Annotated in this window: 10 protein-coding genes; 8 read left to right on the top strand and 2 right to left on the bottom strand. The window is 47.5% G+C overall.

Going from position 1 to position 13,843, the window contains the following annotated elements:
- The first annotated feature begins 155 nt into the window (after positions 1 to 155).
- The 5 genes from RHEIN_RS09870 to RHEIN_RS09850 all read left to right on the top strand — a co-directional run bounded on the left by RHEIN_RS09870 (position 156) and on the right by RHEIN_RS09850 (position 4,624).
- Complete coding sequence (locus tag RHEIN_RS09870; RefSeq protein WP_008898830.1) at positions 156 to 719, top strand: TMEM165/GDT1 family protein; 564 nt, start codon at positions 156 to 158, stop codon at positions 717 to 719.
- A 256-nt stretch (positions 720 to 975) separates the two neighbouring features.
- On the top strand, positions 976 to 3,183 hold the full coding sequence (locus RHEIN_RS09865; protein ID WP_040554939.1) for a YgiQ family radical SAM protein: 2,208 nt from the start codon (positions 976 to 978) through the stop codon (positions 3,181 to 3,183).
- Positions 3,184 to 3,188: 5 nt separating this feature from the next.
- Positions 3,189 to 3,707 carry a GNAT family N-acetyltransferase gene (locus RHEIN_RS09860; protein WP_008898828.1) on the top strand — a complete coding sequence of 173 codons (519 nt, stop codon included), beginning with the start codon at positions 3,189 to 3,191 and terminating at the stop codon, positions 3,705 to 3,707.
- Positions 3,708 to 3,770: 63 nt separating this feature from the next.
- A complete protein-coding gene (locus RHEIN_RS09855; protein WP_008898827.1) occupies positions 3,771 to 4,406 on the top strand; it encodes a hypothetical protein in 636 nt (211 codons plus the stop codon).
- A complete protein-coding gene (locus RHEIN_RS09850) occupies positions 4,391 to 4,624 on the top strand; it encodes a hypothetical protein (protein ID WP_008898826.1) in 234 nt (77 codons plus the stop codon). Before RHEIN_RS09855 ends, RHEIN_RS09850 begins: the two co-directional genes overlap by 16 nt.
- A gap of 58 nt (positions 4,625 to 4,682) precedes the next feature.
- Here RHEIN_RS09850 and RHEIN_RS09845 read toward each other — a convergent pair whose 3' ends face one another.
- Together RHEIN_RS09845 and RHEIN_RS09840 are read right to left on the bottom strand one after the other, a co-directional pair.
- Positions 4,683 to 7,649, bottom strand: coding sequence for a ligand-binding sensor domain-containing diguanylate cyclase (locus RHEIN_RS09845; protein WP_008898825.1), 2,967 nt, complete (start codon positions 7,647 to 7,649; stop codon positions 4,683 to 4,685).
- Positions 7,650 to 8,082: 433 nt separating this feature from the next.
- Complete coding sequence (locus RHEIN_RS09840; protein WP_008898824.1) at positions 8,083 to 11,268, bottom strand: amidohydrolase family protein; 3,186 nt, start codon at positions 11,266 to 11,268, stop codon at positions 8,083 to 8,085.
- 183 nt (positions 11,269 to 11,451) lie between these two features.
- Here RHEIN_RS09840 and RHEIN_RS09835 point away from each other — a divergent pair, with 183 nt between their 5' ends.
- Genes RHEIN_RS09835 through RHEIN_RS09825 form a run of 3 tightly spaced genes read left to right on the top strand, consistent with a single transcriptional unit; the run spans position 11,452 to position 13,831 of the window.
- Positions 11,452 to 11,703, top strand: coding sequence for a DUF1289 domain-containing protein (locus tag RHEIN_RS09835; protein ID WP_008898823.1), 252 nt, complete (start codon positions 11,452 to 11,454; stop codon positions 11,701 to 11,703).
- Positions 11,700 to 12,266, top strand: coding sequence for an MgtC/SapB family protein (locus RHEIN_RS09830; RefSeq protein WP_008898822.1), 567 nt, complete (start codon positions 11,700 to 11,702; stop codon positions 12,264 to 12,266). The genes RHEIN_RS09835 and RHEIN_RS09830 overlap by 4 nt, the downstream gene beginning before the upstream one ends.
- A gap of 23 nt (positions 12,267 to 12,289) precedes the next feature.
- The gene (locus tag RHEIN_RS09825) at positions 12,290 to 13,831 is read left to right on the top strand and encodes a cation:proton antiporter family protein (RefSeq protein ID WP_008898821.1); all 1,542 of its coding nucleotides are present in this window, start codon (positions 12,290 to 12,292) and stop codon (positions 13,829 to 13,831) included.
- The last annotated feature ends 12 nt before the right edge of the window (positions 13,832 to 13,843 follow it).

Below are 13,843 nucleotides of genomic sequence, written 5' to 3'. Positions count from 1 at the left end.
GTTGTTGTCAACATACTTGTACCTCACTGTACATGGCAACAACGTCCCGTTTGATCATCGCTGATCAGGTACTAATGAGACCTAAGACAATGCACTAACCCCAGGCGGGAGTTGGTTTATTGTCTTATGTTTAGTTTTCCCGCCAGGTGCAGTTTATGTTTTTTGATGCCTTTGTTGCCTCCTTCGCTTCTGTTGCTGTTGCAGAGATTGGCGATAAAACCCAGCTTTTGTCTTTGTTCCTCGCAGCCCGCTTTCGCTCCCGTGGCGCTATTATTGCCGGTATTCTGGTGGCAACCTTATTAAATCACGCCGCATCAGCCTGGTTTGGTGCCTGGGGGGCGCAATTTATTCCACAAGGCTGGCATGCCTGGCTGTTAGGTGGCTCTTTTATTGCCGTGGCGCTTTGGTTACTTATTCCTGATAAAGACGACAGCGAAGAAGTCAGTGTTTTAAAATACGGTGCATTTTTTGCCAGCTGTATTTTGTTTTTCCTGGCAGAAATTGGCGATAAAACTCAGGTGGCCACTGTGCTTTTGGCTGCTACTTACCCGGAAACCTGGCAGGTAATTTTTGGCACCACTATCGGCATGCTGGCAGCCAATGTGCCTGTGGTCTATGCCGGCAGCTGGTTGCTGGAACGTATTTCATTGGACTGGGCACGCCGCGTGGCCTGTGCCATCTTTATGCTGCTGGGGGTGCTGACTATTCTGATGTACTAGTTTGACTGAATATGCTTTCACTGGATTGCCAGACTTAGTTTTTAACGAAAATCTGGTGGTAACAGCGTGTTGAAACTTCAAGCTGGCCTGAGATTTTTTGTTGTTTAATTTGTGAACAACCCGACTCTGCCTTAATGTTAGTATTCTCCGGCTGAGTCAAGTATAATGCGCGGCCATTTTTGGCAGGCAAAACCGAGTGAAGCAACAGATGCAAATGAATCAGGTCCCTTTAAGAAAATCCGCAGCAGTGGACCGCATGTCGGCCGAGCGTGGATTATTTTCTTATCCGAAATACTGGGCTGAGTCCTTTGGTACTGCACCATTTTTGCCAATGAGCCGGGCCGAGATGAAACAACTGGGCTGGGACAGCTGCGATATTATTCTGGTGGTGGGTGACGCTTATGTCGATCACCCCAGTTTTGGTATGGCCGTTGTTGGCCGTATGCTGGAAAGTCAGGGCTTTCGGGTAGGTATGATTGCTCAGCCTGATTGGTCGTCCAAAGATGCTTTTATGACCCTTGGCAAACCCAATCTGTTTTTTGGTGTCTCTGCCGGCAATATGGACTCCATGATTAACCGCTACACAGCGGATAAAAAACTACGTCACGACGATGCCTACACGCCAGGCAATGAAGGCGGAAAACGACCTGACCGTGCTGTGCTGGTGTATTCACAGCGTTGTAAAGAAGCCTACAAAGATGTGCCCGTGATCATAGGTGGTATTGAGGCCAGCCTGCGCCGTATAGCTCATTATGATTACTGGCAGGAAAAAGTTCGTCGCTCCATTATTTTTGATGCCAAAGCCGAGATGTTGATTTACGGCAATGCCGAACGTCCGCTGGTGGAAGTCGCGCATCGTATTGCCAATGGCGAAGATATCAATACGCTGCACGATATTCGTGGCACTGCTGTGATCCGCAAAGAGCCTTTACCGGGCTGGCGTGGTGTCGATTCAACGGCTATTGATAAAGTAGGAAAAATTGACCCTGTGCCTAATCCTTATGGTGCAGATGATGTGGGGTGTGGCACTTTTTCTGAATTCGCTCAACAAGGTATAGACCTCAGCAAAGCGCCTGAGGTGGAAGCCAAGCCAATTCTGGTGCAACCGCCACGGCAAAAACCGTGGGAAAAAACTTATGTCAAACTGCCTGCTTTTGAGCAGGTGAGTGTCAATAAGTCCTTGTATGCCCATGCTTCTCGTATTTTGCACCAGGAAACTAACCCAGGTTGCGCCCGCGCTATTTACCAGCGCCATGGCGACCGGCATTTATGGGTCAACCCACCTGCATTCCCGCTGACCACTGAAGAGATGGATGGTGTATTTGGCTTGCCTTATCAGCGCGTGCCGCACCCGACTTATGGTAAAGCCAAAATTCCTGCCTATGAGATGATCAAAACTTCGGTCAATATTATGCGTGGCTGTTTTGGTGGCTGTTCTTTTTGTTCTATTACAGAACATGAAGGCCGCGTGATCCAAAGCCGTTCGCAGGAATCGATTTTAAAAGAAATTAAAGAAATTCGTGACAAAGTACCGGGTTTTACCGGTGTGATTTCGGATTTAGGCGGCCCAACCGCCAATATGTATCGCTTACGTTGTAAAAATCCAAAAGCTGAGCAAACCTGTCGCAGGCCTTCTTGTGTCTACCCGACCATTTGTGAACATATGGATACGGACCAAAGCCCGACTGTGGATTTATACCGTGCTGCCCGTAAAGTGGATGGCATTAAAAAGATTCTGGTCGCCTCTGGTGTGCGTTACGACTTGGCAGTTGAAGATCCAAACTACGTCAAAGAGTTAGTGCAGCACCATGTAGGTGGTTATTTAAAAATAGCCCCGGAGCATACCGAAACAGGTCCATTGTCGAAGATGATGAAACCCGGCATGGGCGCCTATGACAAGTTTAAAGAAATGTTCGACCGTTTCAGCCGTGAAGCCGGTAAAGAGCAATACCTGATCCCTTATTTCATTTCAGCGCATCCTGGCACTACCGACAAAGACATGGTGAATTTAGCTCTGTGGCTGAAAGAACGTGATTTTAAACTGGATCAGGTGCAGAACTTCTACCCAAGTCCTATGGCAAACGCGACCACCATCTATCACACAGAGATGAACTCGCTGAAAAATATCAAAGGCAATACCGAAGTAGTGCCTGTGCCTAAAGGTGAACGTCAGCGCCGCTTACATAAAGCCTTGCTGCGATACCACGACCCGAAAGGCTGGCCAATGATCCGCGAAGCTTTAGTCAAAATGGGCTTAAAACACCTGATAGGCAGAAGCAAAGGTTGTCTGGTGCCGGAAGAAGGCAAAGAGGACCTATTCCTGCGTGCTATCAAAGTACCAGGTAAAAAACCAGGTCAGGTAGCCTTAACCCGGCACACTGGGGTAAACCCTGCGGCTAAAGCTGTTGAGAAAATCAAACGCTCGTCCGGTAAACCATCTTTTAGCAAAAAAGCTAAAGGGTAAGACTTATGGCAATGGATATTGTACTTGAAACCCCACGTTTGATCTTGCGCTCTTTTACGCTGGATGATGTTGATGCTATGTATTCATTAGCGACTGTGCCGCAAGTGATACGTTATGTTGGCAATAAACCAGCGCAATCGAAACAGGATGTGCTGGATTATCTGCAACAGCATCCGCTGCGGGATTATCAGGTTTATGGGTATGGCCGTTTTGCCTGTGTCTGGAAAGCAACGGGGCAGGTAATAGGTTTTAGTGGTATTAAGTTTCTTGAGGAAATTCAGGAAACTGAGCTTGGTTATCGTTTTTTACCAGAATTCTGGGGCAAAGGTTTAGCGACAGAAGCAGGTTCTGCCGTGATTGAGTTTGCTCAGACTTTAGGCCTGAACCGCTTAGTAGCAGTGATCCATCCGGATAATGAAGGTTCTAAACAGGTTGCGACCAAACTAGGTTTTAGTCTGGAAGGTAAAACACAATTGTCTTTGCTTGATTATGTGGAACCCTTGCTGTTTTCCCGCGCCATTTAAACAAGCCGCTTTAGTACTGATTCAGGCTCTGTTAAACTTTGCCGCCTTTTGATTGGAGTTTGTATGGCGTTAAAGTTTCAGCTCAATTTACAATCCGCCTTAGCACAGACTCTGATCTGCCTGCTGTTGGCTGGTGCTGCTATTTGTACTTATCAAGCCAAACCCTGGCTGGCATTTGTGCTGTTGCCTGAACCTATGACTCAATCTCAGTTAAATCAAGCCAATGACTTTGAGGCAAAGAATCCTGAAGCTGCGCAGGTGCTGCACGCTTATTTAGGTATCCGTGCTTTCATCGCCAAAGAAAAAGTCTTGCTGGAACACCATGCAAACTGGGATGATCAGGACAGAGATGAAAGCTGGGCAGAAGCCACCGAATACCTGTTAGCCCACTTAGCTGTCACCACCACCAACAACGAGTTGCGTATTTTGGCCAGTGAATGCCGTAATACCTTGTGTCAGGTTAAATTGATGGCGCCTGCGCCTTTGACGAAAGAATTCACCGCCAAAATTCTGGAGTACGCCAAAGTATTAAAAGCCGGTGAGCTGGAATATGCTGATCTGGACACCTTACCCGGTGCTGTGTTATTAAAACTCAAAGCTAATAAGCGTTATAAGTTTGATGAGGCGACCACCAGAGATTTATGGCCAGACGAGCGGACACAATGGGAACAGGAGCTGAAAACATGGTACAAAAAATAAAGTATCCGGCGGTTTTTCTGCTGATGTATTTGCTTTGTGCTTTGATTGATTTTGGTACCACTTACTATCGGCAGGCAAAAATTCCTGCGACAGAGTACAGCAGTGCTGAATTGTCTGAAGCTATGCAGAAGTTGATGCAGCAGCACCATCTGACCGGCGCTGACTTGTCGCAGGCGATCAGTGATCTACAACAGCAGAAGAAGCGTTACCTCGAATAAAACCGCTGTTTTTTACTCCATATGCCTCGCTACAGAGCTGCGTTGAACAAGCCTTCCGTTATTCAGCATTGTCTGCAGTGTCATCCTGATAAACTACGACTTTGTTGCGTCCGGTTTTTTTGCCCTGGTACAAAGCGATATCAGCAGCAGATTGCCAGCGGACCAGATCCAGTTGCAAATCGTTCAACTGAGCCACACCAAAAGTGGCTGTTACTAAGATTGGTTGTTTGTCATAGACTATATCCATCTGCATCAGGCATTGGCGTAGTTCTTCACAGACCACCAAAGCTCCCTGCACTGAAGTGTCTGGTAATAATAAAATAAACTCTTCGCCGCCCCAGCGCGCCAGTACATCTTGCTGACGCAGGCGTTGGCTTAAACTTTGAGCTACTTTTGCCAGCACCACGTCACCAGCATCATGACCGTAGCTATCATTAATGCTTTTAAAATGGTCTATATCCAGTAATACCAGAGTAAAAGACGACTTTTGCCGTATCGCCTGACGTTGCAATAATTCAAACTGTTCAGAAAACGCCAGACGGTTAGGTAATTTGGTCAGAAAGTCGGTGCGGGCTTGTTGGTTCAGCGCAAGGTTCGCCTGCTCGAGATCCGCAGTACGCTGGCGTACAAGCTCGTTGAGTTTTGAGTTTTGCTGATGCAGATTGCGGGTTCGGCCTTGCCACATAAGCCAGAGCGATAACAATCCAACCAGACAAACAAATAACCAGAGTCTTTTGTCCTGCCACAATGGCGCATGGATCACAAAGTGCAGTCTGGCCGTGCTGTGTTCTGAATGCTCCAGACTATTTCGTACCTCAAAACTGTAATGACCAGGCGGTAGTCTGTTGAAGCTCACCTGATGCTGGTGGCCTATGTAATGCCACTCGCGGTCTGAGCCAGAGAATCTGTACTGATACTGATGGCCATCGGTGAAAAAATACTCCAGAAAGCTGAAGTGAATGCTGATTTCTTTGGTATGAGCCGGGACTTCCAGTGGATCTTGTGCTGTGCTTTGTGGGTCCAGCCACTGTTTTTGATCGGCTTTGAGTTTGCTGATCACCATATGGGCGTTAAATTTGTAATCCTGCATCAGACGTGGAGTAAATTGATATAAACCTGCTGCAGTACCTAACCAGAATTGACCCGAGGCCGTGCGGTTCAGCGCTCGGGTTTCCAGTAATAACGCATTAATATTGGCCTTTTCAGCAAAAAGCTTGAAGGTTTTACTGGTTAAATTCAGTTCAGCCAGACCTCTTTTTGTACTGACCCAGACTGAACCTGGCTCCTGTGCATTGATGGCGACCACTCTGTTGTCCGGCAGTCCTTGCTCCACCTGATAAAGTTCACTCTGGCTTTGGTTTAAGTCCATAAAAAACAAACCCTGATTGGTACAGACCCATAACTGGTGTTCATTCACCTTCTCAAGGCAAAGCAGAACGTCTGTTGGCAGTTGTATCAGGCTATCGGCCCCACTATGGTAACGGCTTATTAGTCCAGTGTGGCGCTCCAATCGGTACAGGCCGCTGAAGCGACTAACCATCCATATGCTGTCTGAGGTATCGCTGATAATACTGATCACGGCATCACCGGGTTGTGAGGTGATACTGTAGTGTTCAAGCTGTCCTTGTGGATTTTGTTGTGGCCACTTCACCAGGCCTTTTTCCCATATGCCAAGCCACAATGAACCATCAGCGTCCGCTGCCACTGAAGTGATCCCAGCCAATTGTCTGATGGTATCAGGTAAGCTTTTTTGGCTGAACTCCTGGTCCGATGCCTCAGAGACAAACAACCCCAGATCTGTGCCGACCCAATACTGCCCATGGTGATCCCGGGTTACTGCCTGAATTTGATTGTGGGGGCGACGGGTGGGTAAGCGGTGTGTTTGCCAGCGTTGTTGCTTGAGATCATAACTGACCAGATCGTGATCCACTCCCAGCCAGATCCTGTCGTCGATAATGGTTTGACTGTAAATACGTCTTAAGGTTTTTTCTGCCATGCCGGGTTTCTGGGGCAGCGGTACTGCTTTGAAATTTTCAGGCAAGGGATTCATTTTAAAGACCCCCCTGTTGCGGCTCGCCACCCAGATCACCCCGGTCTGGTCTTTAAAAAATTTACGAATATCTGCAGTTTGCAAAAAATGTTCAGGAGTCTGAGGTTGCGTCAATCCGGTGTTTATTCTGAACAAACCTGCGCCGCTGCCAACCCAGAGCTGGCCCGGTTCTGGTTGAAACAAGGTATTGATCACGCCAAATTCAGCCGGGTAACGTGAGGTGATTTGCCCAAGCTCAAAGCTAAAGAAAAATAAGCCAAGCTGAGTACCGAGCCAAAGCCCTTGTTCTACCAACAGCAAGGTGCGGATCTCGGCTGGATTCAGGCTGACATCTTCGTCTGAGAGTGCAGGCTGCGGCTGGTGCTCTACCTGTTGCAAATCAGCCGACAAGCTATATAAACCTTTTGAGGTGGCAAGCCAAAGGGTGCCGTTGTCAGACTGTGTGACCTGCCATACTCTGATATCCGGTAGGAGTTGAACCTGATGCAGCCTGCCGGGGTCTGTCGAATGCACATAACGCAACCCTTCCACTGTGCCAATCCATATTCGTTGTTGCTGGTCTTCAAAAAAACTTTGTGCTCTGTCTGAGGGCAGTTGTTGGGCCGGACTCGCTTTGGTGTGATAACGCATGCTGATTGTGAGTTGCTGGTCCAACAAAGTCACGCCCTGACCCCAGGTACTGACCCAAAGTCGCTGCTGACTGTCGACTAATAATTGATTGACATTGGCCATCGCGGATTGAAGTTCTGTCTCTGTCAGAATGTTCCTGCGGCTCAGTTCGTACCCATCAAAACGTTGCAGACCATCCAGTTCACTGGCAAACCAGATATAACCTTTCTGATCTTGTTTGATGTCGTAACTGATTAAAGGGGCGTCAGCATGTTGTTGCGCCAAAGATGAAAATTGCATGGAGGCCAATAAAGAGCAGGGAAGCAGCAAAGCAGACAATAAACACCAAATCAGAGCTGGATGCATAGTAGGAAAAGCCTCGGGAAAACAAGGAAATGGGCTTAGATGCCAATGCCTGTCCAAATCCTAGCAGTCAAAATTACAGAAGCAAAGTCAGGAGGGTAATTTGTTAAAAGAAAAAACCGGCCCGAACCGGTTTTATGTACAGGAAGTACGGTACGTCGGAAATGCAGGGAGCATATTTTCGACGCATGTACAGGAAGTACGGTACGTCGGAAATGCAGGGAGCATATTTTCGACGCATGTACAGGAAGTACGGTACGTCGAAAATGCAGGAGCATATTTTCGATGCATGTACAGGAAGTACGGTACGTCGGAAATGCAGGGTGATATCGGTCTCTCGAAATGCCAGGAGTTTGGCATTTCGCCGATATCACGCCATTGCCTCTGGCGATGGCCGGGGCATATTTTCGACGTTAGCAAAGCTAGTTTGAGCTTATTAAGGCTGTTTGCTCTTTGGACTAAAAAACCAAGGAGCCCGTTGTTTTTGATCCGGGTACAATTGGTTCATCGATTCTGCATCATACAAACGGCCGTTCACCATGCTGTATTTCACTTTGTCGCTGTCCATTATGTTTTTCAGCGGATCGGCATCCAGGATAATTAAGTCAGCCAGTTTGCCTGCTTTTATTGAACCGAGCTGATGATCCATACCAAAGGTTTTCGCTGGGTTAATGGTCGCAGTTTTTAAGGCTTCAAGCGGGCTCATTCCCCCTTGAGCAAACATCCAAATCTCCCAGTGTGCGCCTAAGCTCTCGCGCTGGCCATGAGCGCCAATATTAGTGACTACTCCCAAGTCGGACAACTCTTTGGCCATTTGAGCTATAGCAACATGGTTGTAATGATGGTCCGGCGCTTTAGGGCGACGCATACTGCGTGGGCGAAGTTCATCAGCTGGTACATACTGGCTTAAACGAGCATGTTTCCACACGTCGGTTTTATCGTACCAGTAGTTTTCACCAAAGATACCGCCGTATGCTACCACTAAGGTTGGGGTATAGGCCGTGTTGCTTTGTTGCCACAATTGCTTCACGTCATCATAAAGCACTGCAGCAGCCAAAGAGTGCTCGAGCGTGGTATGACCGTCGACCACCATGCTCAGGTTGTGCTGCATTAAAGAGCCACCTTCAGGCACAACCATCATTTCCAGTTCACGCGCTGCTTCAATCACCTGCTGACGCTGATCGCGGCGTGGCTGGTTGTAGCTCTTGACTGAAAAAGCACCGACTTTTTTCAGCCGTTCCAGATGGAATTTGGCATCGTCCAGACTGTCAATATGCGAGGTATAACCTGCACCATAAGCGCCATACAAAATAGTACCAGTGGAAAATATCCGTGGGCCCACTGTGATACCTGCTTTTTGCATCTCACTGGCAGTAAATATTTCCTGAGTATCATTGGATGGGTCATGAATCGAAGTGACCCCTAAAGCCAGGCTGGCGTAGTTCTTGTAGTTTTGTTGTGGGATCAGCTGATTCACACCCTGGGCGCCGTGCGCATGGGCATCAAATAAACCGGGCAATAAAGTTTTGCCGCTGATGTCGATGACTTCAGCTCCAGCTGGCACTGTCACATCATCTCTGGTGCCAACAGCTTTGATTTTATTGCCTTCGACCAGCACCACTGCATCCTGTAGTACTGTATCTCCTTCCATAGTAATAACCTGACCGCCGACAAAAGCGATTTGACCCTTGGGTTTATCCATAGGTAGGCTAAAGCCAATATTAGTGCCGCTTTTGGCGTCCAGTTTTACTTTGCTGTTGACGTCAAATAAACCAGCAATGCTGTGGTGGTACAACTCTGGGCCTAAGTGCCAGTACAAGCTGCTGCTGTCAGAGGTCCAGCTGATGTCAGTGCCCGCTTTCACAGAGAGTTGTTTCACTGGGAATTGTTTGTCTGAGCCGCTGATATCAATGACTGCGCCACGTTCAGTGAATGGGGTAACGTACACTTTAAAACGGTCAACAAAAGCTAAGTACTTGCCATCAGGCGAGAGTTTAAATTCAGTGCCGTATTTGGCTGTGTATAAAGTGCGCTGCTGCTCTGTAGCTAAATCTATGCTCAATAGAGTTGGTGATTCGCCATAATCCTGCGCAAAGACTCTTTTATTGTCTTTGCCAAACATAGGGGCAAAACCATTGCGGCTGATAAGTTTCGGCTGCTCTGCTCCATTGACACTGGCCAGATAAAGACCGGTATTCAGTGACCATTTTTTATCCAGCAAAGAGCCTGCACCAGACTTGCGATAGACCACAGTCTGACCGTCCGGGCTGAACACTGGTTCGACGTATTTACCTGGTTCTGGCGTTAAATCCCGGCTTTGGCCTGAAGCTAAATCCAGCAGTTTAACCCGGCCTTGTTCTGTGTCATGCCAGCTGACATAGACCAGCTTGCTGCCATCGCGGGAGAATTGAGGATAAAACTCAAAATGGTCATTCTGGCTGGTCAGCCGTTTGGCTGAACCTGATTTTAAGTCTTTTATATACAAATGACCCAAAGCTGAATACACAGCTTTTTTACCATCAGGTGACATATGCAGGTTGCCCAGCACTTTCACATCCAGCTGATCTTTGTCTAAGTCCTGTTTAAACTTCACCGCAGTTTGTATGGTTTTGCTGCGCTCGACAGAAAACGGAATAATGGTTTTTCTTTTGCTGGCAATATCCAGACTGTTGATTTTACCGCCTGCCCAATACACCAGCTTCTTATTATCCGGTGTCCAGCTCAAGGTTGGGTAAACCCCATGAATAGCCCAGGTTTCCTGCATGTCACGATCAAGCTGGTTATCCAGTTGCGTATGTTCGCCACTTTCTAAATCGTATAAAAACAAGCTGGTCTGGAAATCGACACGGCGGATATAGGCCAGATATTTACCATCAGGGGAAGGAGTAGGGCGGATTGCGCCACCTGCACCTTGCAACAGCACATCAATTTTGCCGGTTTCACGCTCAAAACGCTTAATAACATAAATGCCTTGTTCTGAGTCTTTGCTGTAATGGAAAGTTTTTCCTGGCGTATCATCCTGAGAGAAATAAATGTATTGACCGTCTGGTGAAAAGGCGGGTTCACCCAGGTCTTTCTGATCATTGGCTTTGGCGGTTAGCATCACACCTGCACCACCTGATTTATGATATTGCCATACTTCACCAGCACCTAAAGAGCGGCTGGCGGTAAAGTGTTTACGGGCGACGATAAATTCGCCGTCCGGGCTCCAGGCCGGGCTATTCAATAAACGGAATGTTTCTTCGGTCACTGCTTTTTGCGCTGAACCGTCGGCTTTCATCACCCAAATATTATCGCCACCGCCCTGATCGCTGGTAAATGCAATGTACTTGCCATCAGGGCTGAATACCGGCTGCATTTGCCAACCTATATCTGAAGTTAAGGCTTTGGCTTTACCACCGCCAATAGGCATCGTATAAATATCGCCTAATAAATCAAAAGCAATGGTTTTACCGTCAGGACTGACACTGACATTCATCCAGGTGCCTTGTTGCACATCAATCGTGATGTCTGTGAACTTGCCCTGGGGTTTATCCACATTCCAGAGCGGTTTTTTATCATCGGCTATGGCCAGAGTGGAGCATAAAGCCAGGGCAATAAGACTGTAGTTATAGTTTTTCATCGTTGAACCTCTTGTTGGTTGTTCGTACGCTGCCATAAAGCGAAAGCAGGGTAAAGTCTCTGCAACAAAACTGCGGTTAAAAGCCAGACTTTTCGGACTGATGACCTTAGTTTGGAGTAAAACTTTGGCCTGCATCAAAAAGTGGTTACACTGGAGTGAGTTAGAATAAAAGCCGGAGCTGAAGTGGAATCTCCTTGTGTGGCCTGTTGCAGGCTGAATGAAGAAAAAATATGTGTCGGTTGTTACCGCCATATGGATGAAATTGTCGACTGGCGCAAAAAAACGCCAGAAGAGTACCAACAAATAGCCATTAGTATTGAGCAGCGAAAGGCGGTAGCCCGCAGTCAGGGGGAAACAGTACCTATGACAGAAGCTGAATGGAAAGCTGCCCGTGCACGTAATGCGGCAAAATTAATAGCAGGGGAGGCACTATGATATTGGACCCCGCCTGGTTCGATATCAGCCCGTTATCCTGGCAAGCCATAGGCGTTACCTTACTGGCTGGCAGTATTGTTGGTTTGGAACGTCAGCTACGCGGCAAACCCGCAGGGATCCGAACTTCTATTTTGATCACTATGGGGACTTATTTATTCGTTGCTTTGTCCTTACCGCTGGGACATTCAGTGGTCGACTCAAGTCGTTTGGTTGGGCAAGTGGTGACAGACCCTAGCCGTATTATTGGCCAGGTGGTGACTGGTATAGGTTTTCTTGGTGCAGGCGTGATGCTGACTCGTGAAGGTATAGTGGTTGGCGTTACCTCTGCCGCGACTATTTGGGTGCTGGCAGCCATAGGTGTTGCTACAGGTTTAGGCCATTATCAGGTTGCTATTTGGTTGTCTGTCGTGGTCGTAGGGGTTCTTACCGGAGTAGATACTCTGGAAAACGCCAGCAGCGCATTGCGTCGTGGCGTGCACAGAACCACAAAAGACTGGATCTCCCGAAAAACCGCAAAGGATTCAGACGAAAGCCAGGATTCAGGGCCTGATGAAGGCAAATAATAAACACTAAATACAGGATTGTTATGTTAGAAGCAGTTTGGATAGGTTTTGCCTTTAGCTTAGGTTTGTTAGTGCGCTTAATTGGTTTGCCGCCATTGATTGGTTATCTGGCAGCTGGCTTTATGATCACTGCAACTGCCACAGATTTGGACTTACCCAAAGAAGGCAATGCCATTATTGCCCATGTTGCACATTTAGGCGTGTTGTTACTGCTGTTTACCGTAGGTTTAAAACTCAATATCCGCAGTTTGGGTAAACCCGAAGTATTAGGCGGCAGTCTGGCGCATTTTGCCAGCTCAGTCTTGCTCTATACGCCCATCATTTATCTGACATTTGAACCCGACTGGTATTACGCCTTGATGCTGGCAGCCGCTTTGGCGTTTTCAAGCACTGTACTGGCCGCGAAAGTACTGGAAGGCAAAAGGGAAATTCGGGCTTTTCACGGCCGGGTTGCCATAGGCATTCTGGTTATGCAGGATTTAATTGCGATGGGACTCTTGAGTTTTACTCAGGGTATCACGCCATCTCCTTTTGCTTTACTGGTACTGCTGGTGCCTCTGCTACGACCTTTGCTTTATAAGCTGATGGATTTAACAGGCCATGATGATTTACAAATCTTATTTGGTGTGCTGTTGGCCGTGGTTATAGGCGGCTCTGGTTTTCTTGCTATAGGTTTAAGTTCTGAGTTAGGAGCTTTAGTATTTGGTGCTTTGCTGGCAGGGCACAACAGAGCAGGGGAGCTGTCTAAAACTTTATGGGGCTTAAAAGAGTTTTTCCTGGTGGGATTTTTCCTGAAAATTGGTTTAGGAGGTTTACCGGATCAGCAAGCCTGGTTATTTGCCGCTTTGATGACTGTGTTACTGCCTTTTAAAGCTGTACTGTTTTTTACCTTATTGGTGTTATTCAGATTAAGAGCTCGTAGTGCTTTTTTATCGGGTTTAGCCCTGAGTAACTACAGCGAGTTTGCCTTGATTGTTGCCGCCAGTGTGATGCCACAATTTTTGATCCCATTGGCCTTAACTGTGGCTTTATCTTTTGTGGTTTCAGCCCCGTTAAACCGCTTTGCTCACCCTTTGTATGAACGTTTGGCACACCGGCTTATTCCGTACGAACGGGATATTCACCATCCGGATGAGCAACCTGTGTCTTTAGGCGAAGCTGAAGTCTTGATTATGGGCATGGGCCGCACTGGGTCTGCTGCTTATGAATATCTTGAACACAAATGCCATCTGGTGGCGCTGGATTCGGATCCATCCAAAGTGGCGGAACACCAGGAAAAAGGCAACAACGTACTTTTTGCCGATGCAGAAGATCAGGTGTTTTGGCAAGGTTTAAAACTGGTCGGTATTAAAGCTGTAGTGCTTTGCTTAAATGATGTGGAAGCCAAAGTGATAGCGACCAGAAAACTGCGACAAGCAGGTTTTAGCGGCTTAATCGTATCGCACAGTATGCATAAAGATGAAGCAGCTGCGATTTTGGACGCTGGCGCTGATCATACCTATCTGACGATGTCAGAAGCTGGTGTAGGTTTAGGTGAAAGGGTGCGTCAGCATATTACGCTTTAACTTGTCATCGGG

The sequence above is a fragment of the Rheinheimera sp. A13L genome, from assembly GCF_000217935.1.
Taxonomy (GTDB): Bacteria; Pseudomonadota; Gammaproteobacteria; order Enterobacterales; family Alteromonadaceae; genus Pararheinheimera.
This window is presented reverse-complemented; position numbering and strand designations above follow the sequence as displayed.